The 15,284-nt window shown below is 62.1% G+C and carries 15 protein-coding genes, 2 tRNA genes and 2 pseudogenes; 12 read left to right on the forward strand and 7 right to left on the reverse strand.

Annotation, left to right across the window (positions count from 1 at the left end):
- Positions 1 to 45 precede the first annotated feature (45 nt).
- The gene (locus ACFQJB_RS07445) at positions 46 to 1,200 is read left to right on the forward strand and encodes an NAD-binding protein (RefSeq protein ID WP_379725703.1); all 1,155 of its coding nucleotides are present in this window, start codon (positions 46 to 48) and stop codon (positions 1,198 to 1,200) included.
- Positions 1,201 to 1,276: 76 nt separating this feature from the next.
- Here the strand turns inward: ACFQJB_RS07445 and ACFQJB_RS07450 are convergent, their stop codons facing one another.
- Both ACFQJB_RS07450 and dacZ read right to left on the reverse strand, forming a co-directional pair.
- Positions 1,277 to 2,062, reverse strand: coding sequence for a mechanosensitive ion channel domain-containing protein (locus ACFQJB_RS07450; RefSeq protein ID WP_379725706.1), 786 nt, complete (start codon positions 2,060 to 2,062; stop codon positions 1,277 to 1,279).
- A gap of 5 nt (positions 2,063 to 2,067) precedes the next feature.
- Complete coding sequence (gene dacZ / locus ACFQJB_RS07455) at positions 2,068 to 2,874, reverse strand: diadenylate cyclase DacZ (RefSeq protein WP_120102818.1); 807 nt, start codon at positions 2,872 to 2,874, stop codon at positions 2,068 to 2,070.
- 171 nt (positions 2,875 to 3,045) lie between these two features.
- Between dacZ and ACFQJB_RS07460 the strand changes: the two genes are divergently transcribed.
- Entirely contained in the window at positions 3,046 to 4,368 is a 1,323-nt protein-coding gene (locus tag ACFQJB_RS07460; protein ID WP_379725710.1) for an MFS transporter, read from the forward strand.
- Positions 4,369 to 4,422: 54 nt separating this feature from the next.
- Positions 4,423 to 5,163, forward strand: a complete 741-nt coding sequence (locus ACFQJB_RS07465; RefSeq protein WP_379725713.1) for an NAD(P)/FAD-dependent oxidoreductase — start codon at positions 4,423 to 4,425, stop codon at positions 5,161 to 5,163.
- A gap of 152 nt (positions 5,164 to 5,315) precedes the next feature.
- On the opposite strand, the gene ACFQJB_RS07470 is transcribed toward ACFQJB_RS07465, so the two are convergent.
- Complete coding sequence (locus ACFQJB_RS07470; RefSeq protein ID WP_379725716.1) at positions 5,316 to 5,867, reverse strand: hypothetical protein; 552 nt, start codon at positions 5,865 to 5,867, stop codon at positions 5,316 to 5,318.
- A gap of 189 nt (positions 5,868 to 6,056) precedes the next feature.
- Between ACFQJB_RS07470 and ACFQJB_RS07475 the strand changes: the two genes are divergently transcribed.
- Positions 6,057 to 6,242 (forward strand): hypothetical protein, encoded by a 186-nt coding sequence (locus ACFQJB_RS07475; protein WP_379725719.1) that lies wholly within the window; start codon positions 6,057 to 6,059, stop codon positions 6,240 to 6,242.
- A 149-nt stretch (positions 6,243 to 6,391) separates the two neighbouring features.
- Here ACFQJB_RS07475 and ACFQJB_RS07480 read toward each other — a convergent pair.
- A tRNA-Leu gene (locus tag ACFQJB_RS07480) sits at positions 6,392 to 6,476 on the reverse strand.
- A 109-nt stretch (positions 6,477 to 6,585) separates the two neighbouring features.
- Positions 6,586 to 7,589, reverse strand: a pseudogene (locus tag ACFQJB_RS07485) (succinylglutamate desuccinylase/aspartoacylase family protein).
- Between the two features lie 130 nt (positions 7,590 to 7,719).
- Between ACFQJB_RS07485 and ACFQJB_RS07490 the strand changes: the two are divergent.
- Positions 7,720 to 9,021 (forward strand): RimK/LysX family protein, encoded by a 1,302-nt coding sequence (locus ACFQJB_RS07490; RefSeq protein WP_379725722.1) that lies wholly within the window; start codon positions 7,720 to 7,722, stop codon positions 9,019 to 9,021.
- A 55-nt stretch (positions 9,022 to 9,076) separates the two neighbouring features.
- On the opposite strand, the gene ACFQJB_RS07495 is transcribed toward ACFQJB_RS07490, so the two are convergent.
- Entirely contained in the window at positions 9,077 to 9,916 is an 840-nt protein-coding gene (locus tag ACFQJB_RS07495; RefSeq protein WP_379725725.1) for an acetyl-CoA synthetase, read from the reverse strand.
- Between the two features lie 46 nt (positions 9,917 to 9,962).
- Between ACFQJB_RS07495 and ACFQJB_RS07500 the strand changes: the two genes are divergently transcribed.
- From ACFQJB_RS07500 to purF, 3 genes are all read left to right on the forward strand, one after another.
- A complete protein-coding gene (locus ACFQJB_RS07500) occupies positions 9,963 to 10,211 on the forward strand; it encodes an LSM domain-containing protein (protein WP_120083446.1) in 249 nt (82 codons plus the stop codon).
- On the forward strand, positions 10,208 to 10,384 hold the full coding sequence (locus ACFQJB_RS07505) for a 50S ribosomal protein L37e (RefSeq protein WP_120102450.1): 177 nt from the start codon (positions 10,208 to 10,210) through the stop codon (positions 10,382 to 10,384). Before ACFQJB_RS07500 ends, ACFQJB_RS07505 begins: the two co-directional genes overlap by 4 nt.
- A 285-nt stretch (positions 10,385 to 10,669) precedes the next feature.
- Positions 10,670 to 12,187, forward strand: a complete 1,518-nt coding sequence (purF, locus tag ACFQJB_RS07510; protein WP_379725729.1) for an amidophosphoribosyltransferase — start codon at positions 10,670 to 10,672, stop codon at positions 12,185 to 12,187.
- Between the two features lie 15 nt (positions 12,188 to 12,202).
- On the opposite strand, the gene ACFQJB_RS07515 is transcribed toward purF, so the two are convergent.
- Positions 12,203 to 12,760, reverse strand: a complete 558-nt coding sequence (locus ACFQJB_RS07515; protein WP_379725732.1) for a DUF420 domain-containing protein — start codon at positions 12,758 to 12,760, stop codon at positions 12,203 to 12,205.
- A gap of 170 nt (positions 12,761 to 12,930) precedes the next feature.
- Here ACFQJB_RS07515 and ACFQJB_RS07520 point away from each other — a divergent pair.
- From ACFQJB_RS07520 to ACFQJB_RS07535, 4 genes and pseudogenes are all read left to right on the forward strand, one after another.
- Positions 12,931 to 13,013: transfer RNA gene (locus ACFQJB_RS07520), tRNA-Leu, on the forward strand.
- Between the two features lie 179 nt (positions 13,014 to 13,192).
- Complete coding sequence (locus ACFQJB_RS07525; protein WP_379725735.1) at positions 13,193 to 13,738, forward strand: helix-turn-helix domain-containing protein; 546 nt, start codon at positions 13,193 to 13,195, stop codon at positions 13,736 to 13,738.
- Between the two features lie 32 nt (positions 13,739 to 13,770).
- The gene (locus ACFQJB_RS07530; RefSeq protein ID WP_379725738.1) at positions 13,771 to 14,763 is read left to right on the forward strand and encodes an AIR synthase family protein; all 993 of its coding nucleotides are present in this window, start codon (positions 13,771 to 13,773) and stop codon (positions 14,761 to 14,763) included.
- Positions 14,760 to 15,283, forward strand: a pseudogene (locus tag ACFQJB_RS07535) (HAD family hydrolase). Before ACFQJB_RS07530 ends, ACFQJB_RS07535 begins: the two are co-directional and overlap by 4 nt.
- Position 15,284 lies beyond the last annotated feature (1 nt).

Raw genomic sequence — 15,284 nt, forward strand, 5'->3', positions numbered from 1 at the left:
GACGATCCGGGGTGTATTAGTAGTCAGCCACCAGAGGCCACTCCGATGACGTGGACACGGGAGTGGGTGAGCGTCAGAGCGTCGATCCTGCTGACGTTCGCCGTCGCCATCCTGTCGATCATCGTTGGCCTCGTGCATATCACGACCGGCGGCGTCGACAGCGAACTCGCCGCGGTCGTGCCGACAGCGGTGCGACGAACGGTCGGCTTCACCGGGACGCTGACCGGGTTTACGATGCTCGGCAGCGCGTATGCCCTGAAAAGCCGCTTTCGGATCGGCTGGTATGCGACGGTCGTGTTGCTCCCGATCACGGCGATCCAAGGGCTATTGCAGGTATCGACGTTTTCGCTGCCGTTGGTCGGACTATCACTCATCTCTGTGCCGGCATTACTCCTCAATCGCTCGCGGTTCGATCGCTCGTTTTCGCCGTCGCCAACGCAGTTGGCCGCCGGTGTGGCCCTCGTCACGGCGATCTCCTATGGGACGTTTGGTTCCTACGCGCTCCGCGATGAGTTCAGCGGGGTGACGACGCTGACCGACGCGTTCTACTATACGATTGTCACCGCCAGTACCGTCGGCTACGGCGACGTGACCGCTGCCTCCGAGCTCGGCAAGCTGTTTTCGATCTCGGTGCTGCTGATCAACGTCGCCGCCTTCGCGGTCGCCCTCGGTGTCCTGTTGACGCCCGCGATCGAAGCCCAACTTTCGAAAGCACTCGGACGCATGACAGACAGCCAGTTCAACCTCCTCGACGATCACGTGATCCTCCTCGGCTATGGGGATCTGACCGAACCGATTATCGAAAATCTCGGCGACGAGACCCAGTTTGCCGTCGTCACGACAGACGAAGCCGCGGCCCGGCGGCTCGCAGAGCGCGATATCGCCGTGTTGACCGCCGAACCGAGCGATGAGGCCCCGCTACAGCAGGTCAGAATCAGCGACGCCCGGGCGGCGATCGCCGCCACCGAAAACGACGCCCAAGACGCCTTGGCGATCCTCACCGCCAAACAGCTCAGCGACGACCTGACCGTCCTCGCGGCCGCGATGCAGCGAGAAAACGTCGCCAAACTCCGCCACGCCGGGGCCGACCGCGTCATCAGCCCCGCCGAGATCGGTGGCCGACTGCTGGCGAACTCCGCGATCGGGAAACGCGACGCCGAGGAAGCCTCCAAACAGCTGCTCGGCGAGGACAGCGACTAGTCACCGTGGTGGCGTGCTGACACGAATAGGGAAACCGACGATGATAGCGACACCGCTGACACAGCGAGCGACGGGATTACTGGATCCGAACGATCCCGTCTCGAAGCACCGTTCGATTCGGGACGATATGTTCCTCGCCGTCCGTGTCGATGCGGGTGACAAAGAGGTCGATCTCTTGGACAATCCCCTGTTGGCCGGCGACAGCAACCTCGTCGCCGATGCTGTAGGGTTCCGTGAGGAGGAGATAGACGCCGACCGCACCGGAGGCCAGCAGTTCTTGGGTCGCAATCGCGGTGAAGACGATGAGGGCTAACGCATAGGCACCCAACAGGACGATCAACGCATTCGTGGCGACGCCGATCTGCCCGAGGGCGATCAGGGTCGCGACGAACAAAACGCTGTAGCGGGCGGTCGCCGGAATGACGCCGATCTCGGGGAGTTTGATCCCCCGAAGCCGTTCGGAGACCAACACCTCGATCTTATCGCCGATGATGATCCCGACGACGAGGATGAGCAGCGCGGTCGCAAGCTGCGGGAGGAAAACCGCCGCCGCCCGCAAAAAGAGGTCAGCGAACTGAATATTGGTAAAGGTGCCGGCGATAAACACCGAGAGGACGATCACGAAGTAGCCCGCCAACTTGGTGATGAGGCCGACTGTCGAGGTGCCGTATTCGCCGGCCGCGCGCTCGACGGCTGTGCCCTCGACAGCGTCGTCGATGCCGAGGCGATGGAGCAGTCGCCGACCCATGAGCATCGTCAGATATCCAAGGACGATGCCCAGCAGGACGATCCCGGCGGCAACCCACAAGCGTGTGGAGATGACCGCGAGCCAGTCGGGAAGCGCAACTTGGAGTACCGACACCTCGATCAGTGCTCCTCTGGATCGAGTTCGAGTATGAGTTCGCCGCCTTTGAACGCTCTGACCAGCCCATCGGATTCCGACAGCACGATCGCCGTCGCGTTGGTGTCGCGGGTGATCGCACCGCCGGCCATGTGGCGCGCGCCGAGGCCTTTCGGGATGTCGATGCCCTCCGCGCTCGGTTCGAGATAGCGGTAGGCGGAGACGATCTTGCCGGAATCGGAGATGACGAACGCGCCGTCGAGTCGGGAAAACTCCTTGAGCATCACGTTGACGATGGGGTCGCCGACGTGGACGTGAGATTTCTCAAAGGGGTTGTAGCTCAGCGGGCGGGATTTGTTCATCACCTTGCCCGCGTCGCCGACGACGAAGAGCGCGCCGACCGGGCTGCCCTTCTGGCCTTTCCGGCCGAGTTCGAGGGCAACATCGAACACGTCGCGGATGACGTTGGGGTCGGCCCGTGAGTTCGTAAAGAGGTCGTAGAGTCCCGAGCGCAGGTCTTCGCTGACCCGCACCCGGACAGCCGAATCGGCGTCGTCGGCGAAGATCGAGCCGAAGCAGGCGATCGTGTTACCTTCCTCGACGAGATCGTTGTCCATCGCGCCCTCAATACCGAATCGGATCCGATCTTTGATGTTGGTGAACTCGATCGGGAGTTCGACGAAAGTCTCGGCCTCGACGGTGTTTTCGCCGGCGACGACAACGACGTTGTCGGTGTCCGCAAACCGCTCGTAGAACGCCCCGTTGGGCGAAAAGAGGAACACACTGTCGATATCTGCCATGATGTCCGCAAGAACGTCATCAAAGGAGCCCATTGGCGTATATATGTTGGCTGGATTCTTAAAGCTGTACTGGAAGTGTCAGACGCACGGCTGACACACGCGGGCCCGGAGCGAAGCCCAGAGGCGAATGAAAAGCGCATTCAACGACCGCCGCCAACCAGGAAGTGTCGTGACCACTCAGCGGTTTGCCATCGGAGGTGACCGATGAACGCCAACGATCGGGCGATCACCGGCTTTGCGATGGCCGGCCACGCGATGGTACACACCTACGAGTTAGCGGTGCCGATTTTGCTGACCGTCTGGCTCGTGGAGTTTTCAGTTACGTCGGCGACGCTGGGGACTGTCGTCGCCGTCGGCTACGGGCTGTTCGGCGTCGGCGCGCTGCCCGGCGGTGTGTTGGTCGATCTGTTTGGCTCCCGGCGGCTCATCGTCGCCTGCCTGTTCGGGATGGGCTCGGCGTTCGTCCTGCTGGGGCTGCTGCCCGGCGTCGCCGGCATCGCGGTCGCGCTGGCCGTGTGGGGCCTCGCTGCCAGCGTCTACCATCCAGCGGGATTGACGCTGATTAGCAAGGGAGCCGACGAGCGCGGGGCGGCGTTCGCCTACCACGGGATGGCCGCCAACGTCGGCATCGCCGGCGGGCCGTTTCTCACCGCGCTGCTGTTGGTCGTCGTCGAGTGGCGGCTTGCGGTTGTGCTGTTGGCCATCCCGGCGTTCATCGCCGGAGCCGTCGGCCTAACCGTCGAGTTCGACGAAACCGCCGCCGTCGACGGCGACACAACGGCAGGCGACGATGATAGCGGCAAGCGCGCTGGCGACGAACGCGCTGGCGAGAAGGTCAGAGACGACGCGAGCGACACCGCCACCGCGCCCGATGTCGACTCGTTGGCAGCGTTTGTGACCGCCTCCCGGGAGTTGTTCACCGCGGGCTTTCTGACCGTCTTCGTGCTCGTGTTGTTCAACGGGCTGTATTATCGGGGGATGGTAACGTTCCTGCCGGAGGTGTTGAGCGACGTGCTTGATCCGTTGCTGGCGGTCGATCCGGCGGCTGCCATCGGCCCGGTTGCCGACAGCCCGGCGGCCAGCGAGTTCGATCTCTCCCAATATCTGTATGCCGGCCTGCTGGCGGTCGGCGTCGCCGGGCAGTACGTCGGCGGACGGCTGACCGACGCCATCGAGCCCGAGCGCGGGCTGGCGGTAATGTTGACACTGCTCGTCGTCATCGCGCTACTCTTCGTTCCCGCCTCGGGGTCGTTGCCGACGTTGCTGGCGATCAGCACCGCGTTGGGGTTTGCGCTGTTCGGGCTCCAGCCGCTGAGCCAGGCGACGATTGCGAAGTATTCGCCGCCGGCCTATCGGGGACTGTCGTTCGGCTTTACGTATCTCGCCATTTTCGGGATCGGCGCGCTCGGGGCGTCGCTGGCGGGGGCCGCGCTCACCTACGGGTCGCAGACGACGCTGTTCGTGATGTTGGCTGGCTTTGAGGCGATTGCGCTGGGATTGGCGGTGTGGTTGATCGTTCGGGCGTAGCGGCGTGCTATGAGCGAGGAGTATAACACAACACTCCCGTAACGTACGGCCATCATGACACCCGAACTCGACTGCGATGTGTTGATCATCGGTGGCGGCCCCGCAGGCCTGTCAGCCGGGCTGTTCACCGCCCGCGCCGACCTGGATACGCTACTTCTCAACGACGGCGATCCGATCCTCCGGCGGAACGCCCATCTGGAGAACTACCCCGGCTTTCCGGCCGGCGTCAACAGCCACCGCTTGCTGGAACTCATGGGCGAGCAGGCCGACCGCGCTGGGTGTGATCGCCGGGAGGGCCGCGTCGTCGACCTCCGGGAATCCGACGGCGGCTTCATCGCCGAAACCGCCGAGGGCCGCACGCTCGCCGCGAGCACCGTCGTCGCCGCGACGAAGAACACGGTCGATTTCCTCGCCGGCATCGACGGCGTTGAGATTCTGGATCACGGGAAGGCGTTCGTCGACACTGACGACCGCGGCCGGACGGGCGTGGCGGGCCTCTACGCCGCGGGGCGGCTGGCCGCCCAGCCGCATCAGGCGATCATCGTCGCCGGCCACGGCGCGACCGTCGGCGTGACGCTGATCGAGGATTCAGATGTCGATTTCTATCACGACTGGGTGACGCCCGAGGGCTACTTTACCGACCGTGGGCGTGAACTCCCGCCGGGCTGTGAGGAGATCGACGCCGCCGAACGCGAATCGCGGGAGGCCGAGTCAGTGGCGGCGATGCAGGAATGGTTCGCCGCGCCGCATCCTGAGGAACCGCAGCAGCATCCGAGTGTTGGGGAGGAAGAGTAGTGCGGTGTGAGAATTCTTTCTCAGGTCTGGCGAATTGTATACTACATTCTTTTGCGAGCATTGGTTTTTACATCATTCGTCATATCGCCTGTGTAAAAAGAATCATGCTGGGTTTGTGTATTGCTTGTCCGAGAATACGAGTAATCAGCCGGTTATATGCCTTCTGGGGGATCTTTTAACGATACAAGAACAGCATATCCAATTATCCCCCATCCTATAAAGATAGCAAAAAGGCTCACGTTTATTACTAATTGACCTGTGATACCTGCAAACTCCACGTTTTGTGTACCCAGTATTCCACCGATCCAGATTGAAAGAGTGGCGGATAAAATCACCGCTACTCCCCATTGTCCGTATGATACTGGCCTCTGATTAAAAAATTCGGAGACCGTCATTTCATCGGGCCTTCCTTCTACGCTAACATCTGTAGGAATTGGCCATTGTGAAATATCGTTCTTAATCCAGTAGATTCCTCCATTTTCCAATTCATCCACGTCCAGAACATCAACGCTGACTAAGCCGTTAAGCCGGCTCAATACTGTAGCTCTCGAATAATCACCATCTAAACGTGCTTCCACCTGTTTTCTTGTCAGATATGGCCTTTCGTCTTCATTTATAAATACTTCTGCGACAGTTCTTTCTTGTAGATCGTGATCTGGATTTAACTGTACTTTTTGTTCAATCCAGTCTGGTAGCTCACTCATAGTTAGATTAACAGCCGTTTAAACAAGCGTTACCGTGGTTAAATTTCATTTCAACGGTTGTCAACAGTTACGACAGGTGGCTGATACAAGTAATTACCGTCGCTTTAGATTAGTGATGCTCCGACAACAATCACAGCATCAATGTGGCACCGTCCAACAGATAGAACAATACAACGGAGGTAATCAAACATGGTAGACAGAGTAGGAGCTGCGGTTGCGATTCTGTTTGCAATCCTGCTGGTGATGTTCTGGAATCAATTCACCAGTTCAATTCCAACATCAATCCCCGGAATCACTAACGCTATGGCTGTTACCATGATTTCGATTTTGGGGCTTCTTGCTTATGCAAAACTCGATCCCAACCGAAAATTCTGATTTGGATTGAGTCACATTTGGTTGATATTTTTGAGGTGTTGAAAAGATGCGCAGAACCGGATTCGAACCACGGTCACTCCGCGTCGCTCCGTTCCCTGATTCGAATCCTCGTCCCGCAGACACGTCTCTCACGTTCGTTCGAGACGGTATGCGCGGGACCGGATTCGAACCGGCGGACTCCTACGAGACAGCGTCCTAAGCGCTGCGCCGTTGGCCTAGCTTGGCTACCCGCGCGCATGTCACACGGACTGTGCCGTCCGACAGATTGAGTCAACCGATCAAACAATAAAAACGCTCCTATCAAGCGACAGCGGTGGGGCCGGACACCGCCGACCGGCAGCCCTCACCCGCGGTGGGATTCGATCACCCGGCGTCGCCGCTCGCTCACCTCGACGAGATGACAGAGCGGATTGCCGGGATACACCACCGGATTCTCCAAGACCCCGACGAGCAGCCCGGTAAACGGGGCCTCGACGATACTGGTATCGGTCTTAAACGGACTGGCGATCGTGGCGATCCGATTGCCCTCCTGCACCACATCGCCGCGGTCGGCGTGCATTTCGACCATCCCGCCGGCGTCGGCCCGAATCCACGTTTTTTCTTCCGATCCTTGGATGACGGTTCGCCAGCCGGGCCAGTCGACCGCTGCGGTCGGCTTCGCGCCAAACTCCGCGAGGACGCTTTTCGTCCCCGCCAGCGCGCGGTCGATGAACTCGCGTTGAAACCGGTGGGCTTCGCCCATCTCGACGGTCACCGTCGGGACACCGGCGTCGGTCGCCTCACGGCGCAGCGTCCCCGACGGCCCCTCGCTGTCGATGATGACGTTCGACGCGAACGCGTTGGCGACGCGAGCGGTGGTGTCGTTGCCCATCTCGGCGCGAACGTGGAGCATGTTCGTCCGCCCTCGGGTTGAGGTGTGGAAGTCGATCCCGATATCGCAGGGTTCGATGAAGTTCCGAAAGATGCTGTCGGCCATGCGTTTGGCGCTCGTGCTATCGGGATCGCCGGGAAACGATCGGTTCAGGTCGCGGTCGTAGATCGGAAGATACCGCTGTTGGGCGATAAATCCCGGGACGTTCAACACCGGCAAACAGACCAGCGTGCCACAGAGATCGTTGTGATCCCACTCATCGGAGACCTCTCGAACCACCTCAACGCCGTTGAGTTCGTCGCCGTGGCCGGCCGCCGAGAGAAACACCGTCGGCCCCGACGCAACGCCGTTGATGATCATGACTGGCATGCGCACGGGATCGCCAAGGTAGGTTTCGGAGATCGTATACCGGAACCGCTGGGTTTCCCCGGTTCAACCCGTCCGCCGTTGAACGTGAACGGCTCAGCGTCCGACATTGGACGATCTGGGCGACGAACGGGTTTACATCTACCGGCGGTGAATGCACACCGACTGCCCATAGTGACTAATGTGTCGACACCGAAGAGCCAGATATGCCAGCCGACTCCCACGCCGACCTCACCGTCGGTGTCCGGCCTCCACAGTAGCAAGGAAACCAAGGCGATTCTGAATGCCATCGAGGCACTGGGCTACGATGCCGAGTGGCTCCGCCGTGAGAACATCGCTGTCTCAATCACCGACGGCGAGCTCACAGTCGAACCAGACATCGATGTCATCGCGAATCGACTGCTGTTATCGACGAGCACGCATCCGGCCGACGAGATTGGGCTCGCGCGCCTCTTCGAAAATCTGTATCCGATGTTAAACCGTCCGGCCCCGGTGACGACCGCGATGCATAAGTTCGCTACTGCGGCGGCCCTCGCCGACGCCGACATCCCGGTGCCAGATGCCCTCCTCGCACTGTCGAGTGAGCGGCTCAACACCGGCCGCGAGCGGTTCGGCGAACAGGGCGTGTACAAGACCGCTATCGGTACCCACGGCGGCGGCGCGTGGGTCGTCGATCTCGCCGAGCCAGTGAATCCCCGCGTGGGCGACCGCCAGGCGTTCCTCCAGCAGTTCATCGAGCGCGATGGCCGCCCCCGCGACACACGCGTCTACGTCGTCGACGGCGAACACATCGGCTCGATGTACCGCTACGCCCCGGACGGCGAGTGGCGGACGAACGTCTCCTTCGGCGGCAAAGTCGAAGACGCAACCGACGACCTGCCGGCGGCCGCCGTCGAGACCGCCCGGCGCGCGGCGGATGTGATCGACCTCGATTACGCCGGTGTCGACCTCATCGAAACCGACGGCGAGTGGCAGGTTCTCGAAATCAATCCGACAGCCGGCTTCCGCGGCCTGTTCAAGGCGACCGGTCGGAGTCCGGCCCCGTACATCGCCGCCCTCGCCGTCGAGCGCGGCGGCGGCAGCGTCGATCCCGACCGCGTTGCAGAACTCGCCGAGACGCTTGACGACTCAAAACCGGCCTGCATGCCGAGACAACCATCCCTGGAGCCGAACGAGCCCGCTGTCATCGGCTACATCGAGGAGGTCGTCGTCAGCGGAACCCGCGGCTCGCGGCTGGTGATGGCGAAATCCGACACCGGCGCGACCCGGACGAGCATCGACTCCCACCTCGCAACAGACATCGGCTCCGGGCCGATCAAGGATATTATCACCGTCCGATCGGGTAGTCTCAAACAGGGCAAATCACGCCCGGTCGTCGACATCGTCGTCGGCGTCGGCGGCACCCAACACACCGTCACCGCCAGCGTCGAAGACCGGAGCCACATGGATTTCCCGCTCCTGCTCGGGCGGGATATTCTCGAACACTACCACGTCGACGTGACGCGCCGCGCCGATTCGGCCGACGATCGGCCTGAGGAGTGAGACTACTGCCACAGTCACCGTGCGGTCACAGAGGCCAATCGGCCGCAACCGGCGATCACAACGAGACGGCGTCGACCGAAACCAACACCGGTTCGGGCGCAGTTACATCCGCAGCGACGAGTGCGGCGTCGGCATCGACCGGTCGCTCCGAATCGCCAACGAGCACTGCGGTCGCCTCAGCAGCGAGCGCGGCCACGAGGCCAACGAGCGTGGCAGGGGCCGCAAGCGGCGTCCGAATCGCCAGCCGCGAATCGCCATCGAGGGCGAGGGCGTCGACAACGTCGTCGCCTGCGGCGAGCAGGTCGCGGTGGCTGTAGGGCTCGCCGTCGGCGCGCACCACCGGCGAGTCAGGATCGACGGGTGTCTCCGGGAAACCGGGGTTTTCGCTCCAGACCTCCTGCTCCCAGTGAGTCGTCGCCGGCGACTCCGGCGGACCGCCGTAGACCGCGAGCTTCGCGCCCGGCGGGAGGTCGTAGGCGGCCTCCTCGGCGACCGGCACCAGCGTCACCCGCGCCTCGCTGGTCGGCTCGAACGTCGTCACCGCGCCGAGTTGGGCCGCCCCGAGAAACGCCAGGAGTGGCTCGGGGGCCGGCGTAATATCGACGGCGACCGTCGCCGCCTCTCGAACCCCGAGAAACCGCAGGACGTTGCCGGATTTGTAGGCGTTGGTAAAGAAATCGTGATAGCTCATCGCGCGGTCGGTGGCCGGAACGACGATGGCGGGCTGCTCCCGACGGCGATCTCGCGGCAGCAGGTCACCGATGACAGACGCCTCCATACCGGGTGTTGGCCCGGCGGCGGCAAAGCCTCGTCGCTCACCAGCCGCCGGTGTCGCCAGCAGTGAGACGCCCAAGCCGCCGACAGCCGGCTCGCAGGCGACAAACCACCGACGCAATAGCGGTTCCGGTACGTTTAAGACCGAAACACAACCCTGTTGGTGTATGAGTGGACGACCCCTCGATGTGCTTGAAGCGTCACTGGAGGAGGCCGTGACCGTCAGGCTGAAAGACGGAACGGCATTCACCGGCACGCTGGCGGGCTACGACCAACATATGAACGTCGTGCTTGACCCATCGACCGGGGTCGACGACGAGCCGATCGACGAGGGCGGCGTCGACGAGATCGCCGTCGAGGAAGTCGAAGACACAACCATTATACGCGGCGACAACGTCGTTTCGATCAATCTATGACCGGTGCAGGAACCCCAACACAAGGCAAGAAGAACACCACGACACACGTCAAATGCCGCCGCTGCGGCGAGAAGTCCTACCACAGCAAAAAGAAGGTCTGCTCCTCGTGTGGCTTCGGCAAATCGGCGAAACGGCGCGACTACGAATGGCAGTCGAAGTCCGGCGACAACTAAGCGGCTGATTTTCGCGGACTGTCTCTGTTGACCACACCACACAGCCACCGGTATCTTAAATCATCCGCAGGTGACCGCCTGACACAGGCAGGGCGTTGACGGCCAGTCGTTAGTGGTTTGAACACGATTCCGCCCGAGTGAGACCGTACCGAGATGGCTACCAGAGAAAAACGCGTCAGCCCGCCGTCCAACACATATCCACGATCGTGGATATATTTGAATCTATACAACGCCGAGACAGCACAAACACGGGGCTTTTTAGCGGCTGAGCACGGTATGGCTGGTATGGAACACGGCCGGGAGTCGACCCACCATGCCACCGAGGGCCCAACCGAGAAATGCGGGGTCGTCGGGATCGCACTGGAAGATCGACCCGTCGCACGACCACTCTATTACTCGCTGTACGCACTCCAACACCGCGGCCAGGAGTCCGCCGGCATCGTCACCCACGATGGCTTCCAGCAGTACAGCCACGTCGATATGGGCCTCGTCGGCGACGCCTTCGACGAGGGTGATCTCAACTCCCTGAACGGCGCGACCGGCATCGGCCACGTCCGCTACCCGACCGAGGGCTCGATCGGTACCTGCTGTGCCCAGCCGTTTTCGGTCTCGTTCAAATCCGGCTCGCTGGGGCTCTCGCACAACGGCAACCTCGTCAACGCCGACGAGATCCGCGACGAACTCGCCAATCTCGGCCACGCATTCACCTCCGACGGCGACACCGAAGTCATCGCCCATGACATCGCCCGCAATCTCCTTGATGAAGATCTCATCCAAGCGGTCAAACACACGATGGAGCGACTGCATGGCTCCTATTCGCTGACGATCATGCACGACGAATCCGTCATCGGCGTCCGCGACCCACAGGGCAACCGCCCACTGTGTATCGGCCGCCTCGATGATGGCTACGTGCTGGCCTCCGAATCGACTGTCATCGACACCCTCGGCGGGGAGTTGATCCGAGATGTCGAACCGGGTGAACTCATCGTCCTCGACACCGATGGGACGGGCTATGACTCCTATCAACTCGTCGACCGCGACACCACGGCCCACTGCTTTTTCGAACACGTCTATTTTGCCCGGCCCGACTCAGTCATCGACGACAATCTCGTGTATGAGGTGCGGCGCAATCTCGGCCGCAAACTCTGGGAGGAAAGCGGCATCGAAAGCGATGTTGTCCTCCCGGTACCGGACTCCGGGCGGGCGTTTGCCTCCGGCTACGCCGACGCCGCCAGCGAAACGACCGCCGACGGCGAGCCCCGCGCCGAAGACGACGCCGGTGTCCGATTCGCCGAGGGCCTGATGAAAAATCGCTACGTCGGCCGAACGTTCATCATGCCGACCCAGGACGAACGCGAACGCGCCGTCCGCCTAAAGCTCAACCCGATCAAATCAACGATCGAGGGCAAAACCGTCACCATCATCGACGACTCGATTGTCCGGGGAACAACCTCAAACCAACTGGTCGATCTGCTGAAAGACGCTGGCGCGGAGGAAGTCCATATGCGCGTTGGCTCCCCGCCGATCGTCGCACCGTGCTATATGGGCATCAACATGGCGACCCGCGAGGAGTTGATCGCTGCGGACAAATCCGTCGAGGAGATCCGCGAGGAGATCAACGCCGACAGTCTGGCCTATCTATCGATCGACGCCATCGCCGAGAGTCTCGACAGTCAACAGCTCGATCTCTGTTTGGGCTGTGTGACCGGCGAATACCCCTACGACATCGAGGGCGAAACGACCGACCGGGAGGTCAATCGCCCGATCATCGGCGGCCAAGAAGCGTTCGCGGCCGACGACTGACGCCGGCTCGGTATGTTAGTACACCACGTACAGCATCGCGTAGACGACGATCCCGAGGCTAAACGAGATCAGCCAGAGGACGGCCGCGAGCTGGCCGACACTTCGGTGCCGGCTGGTGTAGATATCCTCAATCGGGCGAGTGACCGCAAGCAACAGGGTGTAGATCACCAACGGCACACAGATGATAGCCAACAAGATATGCACCGCGAGGATCGGCAGGTAGACGAACTGCTCGATCGCGACTGGGCCGCCAAAATCTGTCGTCCCCGCAAGTGTGATGCGATAGAGATAGAACACAAGAAACCCGGCAAACAACACCGTCGAGGCCAGCATATAGTTTCGATGGCTGGAGACATCCTTGCGGCGGATCGCTCGCCAGCCGGCGATGATCGTCCCGATGGCGGTGAGGCTGATAATGGCATTGAGCTCCGGGATCACCGCGATCAGCCCGTCGATCCGGGGGATGAGGCTGGTCGGGATCACGCCACCGACAGCGGCAAACACCGCCCCGAGGGCGAGGGCGGACAACACGACGGTCAGCAACGGCACATTGTCGCGGGCCTGCAGTTGCATATCTTCGTTTTGAGAGCGACAATCAAAACCGTTTGTTTGTCTGTCGCCGCCACGGACAAATCGAGCGTCGGCACCGGGGTCGATCCGGCAGCGGCGACCCCGAAAAGAAAGGGCTTTTATTCAACCCCGGTGAACAACCGAGTGCGCGAAAGCGTACAAAACACCCGCGAGCGTGGGTAGCCAAGCTAGGCCAACGGCGCAGCGTTGAGGGCGCTGTCCTGTAGAGGTCCGAGTTCAAATCTCTTCCCACGCATCGCAGGCGGTTCAGCCGCCACGATGTGGTGTTGTCTCTACGACAGCACCCACGCACATTCTACCGACAACCTTGATCGATGAGCACCGGCTCCGGGGCTCCCGGATCGACAGCACTCGACACAGCAGCCCGCGGCCCTCGCGTGAAGAGTTAAACCATCGACGGCCTAACCGGGAGACATGGCGAAATATTCGACCGGCGACAGCAGCGGCGGTGGTGACGGCGACAGCTGTGAGCTGTGTGGCACCGCCAGCAGTCAGCTCAGCAAAGCCAACGTCGAAGGCGCGGTGCTGTTGGTCTGTCCGGACTGTGCCCCCCACGACGACAACCGGAAGACGACGAGCGACGAGGGCGGGAGTTCCGGCGATAGCTCCAGCGGCTCCAGCGGTGGGGGCAGCGACGGCCCAAAAGACCGCAAGAAACGCGCCGCCCAGCGACAAGCCGAGGTCTACGACGCCGCCAAGGGCGACTCAACTCACTGGGAAAAGGAGGGCACCAACTACGAGGGCGACCGGCTCCCGTATCTCGTGTCCGACTACGGTGACCGCGTCAGCGACGCCAGAAAGGACGCCGACCGCTCGATTTCCGACCTCGCCGACGAACTCGACGTCGAGGAAGCTGATCTCGAAGCCATCGAGGACGACCGGGCGACCCGAGCCGGCGTCGGCGGCTCTGTTGTTCGGGCACTCGAAGAGAAATTCGATATCGACCTCGTCGATGAGTAGCCCTGCGTTGAGGCCGCCTGACCCACCGCACGATGATCGGCAAACTCGATCCCGACACGCTCGGCCGCGTCCTCGACCGCACAGGCGCGTCGAGTGCGGATCTGCTGACCGGCGCGGCCTACGGTGAGGACGCCGCCGCCATCGATCTCGGCGACGGCGAAACGCTGGTCGTGAGCAGCGATCCGATCTCGCTGGCGGCCGACCGCGCCGGGACGCTCGGCGTCTACGTTGCCTGCAACGATGTAGCCGCCTCGGGTGCTACCCCGGAGTTCCTGACGAACGTGATTTTTCTCCCCGAGGAGAACGACGAGACACTGGCAACACTGACCGACCAGTTAGACGCCGCAGCCGACGACCTCGGTGTCACCATCGTCGGCGGCCACACCGAGTACGTGCCCGCCTTAGACCGACCCTTGTTGAGTCTGACAGCGTTCGGCCGCACCGACCACTATATCCCGACCGGCGGTGCCCAGCCGGGCGACACACTGCTCCTCACAAAAGGCGCTGCCATCGAGGGAACCGGCATCTTAGCGACCGATTTTGCCGACGAGGCACGCGAGGCCGGTATCGAGCAGGCGACCCTCGACCGCGCGGCCGACTTCTTCGAGGAGATTTCTGTTCATCCGGAGGCCGAACGGCTGCGCTCGGCGGCGACGGCGATGCACGATCCCACGGAGGGCGGCGTTGTCACCGGGTGTGTCGAGTTGGCAGCGGCTTCCGGTGTCGATCTCGTCGTTGAGCGTGAGTCGATTCCGATTCGGCCTGAGACAGCCGCGATCTGTGAGGCGATTGGCGTCGATCCGCTGCGGATCTTCGGCTCCGGGGCGCTGTTGGCGACGGTGCCGTCCGAAGCCGTCGATACCGCGCTCGACGCGCTCGATAGAGCCGACATTGACGCGGCAGTCATCGGCGAGGTCAGAGAATCCAGCGGCGACGACAACGACGGCGCGTTGGTGCTGGACGGCGAGCGAATCACGACGGCGCCAACCGACCAACTCTATCCGCTCTGGGAGGACGATTCGTGAGCGACAAGCAGTACGCCGGCATCGTCTACGACCTTGACGGCACGCTACTGACGCTCGCTGTCAACTGGGAGGCTGTCGCCGACGATGTGATTCAGGTCTACGCCGACGCCGGCATCGACGCCGCCGGTGCGGGTCTGTGGTCGCTGCTGGAAGACGCCGACGACCACGGTATCACGGCGGATGTTGAAGCGGCGATCAGCCGCCACGAACGCGAGGAGCCCGCCGCTCCCGTCGCTGTGGACTCGCCGACGAACTCGCCGAGCAAACCGTCCCGGTCGGTATCTGCTCGCTGAACTGTGAGGCCGCCTGCCGGATCGCGCTTGAAACCCACGGGCTCGCTGCCGACGTAGCGGCGGTCATCGGTCGCGACTCGGTGGCGACACACAAACCCGATCCGGCACCGCTGTTGGCGACGCTGGAGGATCTTGGTGTCGAACCCGCAAACGCGCTGTTCGTCGGCGATTCGCCACGCGATAAGGAGACCGCCGAGCGGGCTGGCGTCGCCTTCGAATACGTCTGAG

Source organism: Halonotius sp. GCM10025705 (genome assembly GCF_042662885.1).
Lineage (GTDB): Archaea > Halobacteriota > Halobacteria > Halobacteriales > Haloferacaceae > Halonotius > Halonotius aquaticus.

Excerpts from the sequence above, each read along its gene's own strand:
- ACFQJB_RS07530 (WP_379725738.1), top strand. The coding sequence starts at position 13,771 with ATGATCGGCAAACTCGATCCCGACACGCTCGGCCGCGTCCTCGACCGC.
- ACFQJB_RS07515 (WP_379725732.1), bottom strand. The coding sequence starts at position 12,760 with ATGCAACTGCAGGCCCGCGACAATGTGCCGTTGCTGACCGTCGTGTTG.
- ACFQJB_RS07525 (WP_379725735.1), top strand. The coding sequence starts at position 13,193 with ATGGCGAAATATTCGACCGGCGACAGCAGCGGCGGTGGTGACGGCGAC.
- ACFQJB_RS07460 (WP_379725710.1), top strand. The coding sequence starts at position 3,046 with ATGAACGCCAACGATCGGGCGATCACCGGCTTTGCGATGGCCGGCCAC.
- purF (WP_379725729.1), top strand. The coding sequence starts at position 10,670 with ATGGAACACGGCCGGGAGTCGACCCACCATGCCACCGAGGGCCCAACC.
- ACFQJB_RS07475 (WP_379725719.1), top strand. The coding sequence starts at position 6,057 with ATGGTAGACAGAGTAGGAGCTGCGGTTGCGATTCTGTTTGCAATCCTG.
- ACFQJB_RS07445 (WP_379725703.1), top strand. The coding sequence starts at position 46 with ATGACGTGGACACGGGAGTGGGTGAGCGTCAGAGCGTCGATCCTGCTG.
- ACFQJB_RS07505 (WP_120102450.1), top strand. The coding sequence starts at position 10,208 with ATGACCGGTGCAGGAACCCCAACACAAGGCAAGAAGAACACCACGACA.
- ACFQJB_RS07470 (WP_379725716.1), bottom strand. The coding sequence starts at position 5,867 with ATGAGTGAGCTACCAGACTGGATTGAACAAAAAGTACAGTTAAATCCA.
- ACFQJB_RS07465 (WP_379725713.1), top strand. The coding sequence starts at position 4,423 with ATGACACCCGAACTCGACTGCGATGTGTTGATCATCGGTGGCGGCCCC.
- ACFQJB_RS07500 (WP_120083446.1), top strand. The coding sequence starts at position 9,963 with ATGAGTGGACGACCCCTCGATGTGCTTGAAGCGTCACTGGAGGAGGCC.
- dacZ (WP_120102818.1), bottom strand. The coding sequence starts at position 2,874 with ATGGGCTCCTTTGATGACGTTCTTGCGGACATCATGGCAGATATCGAC.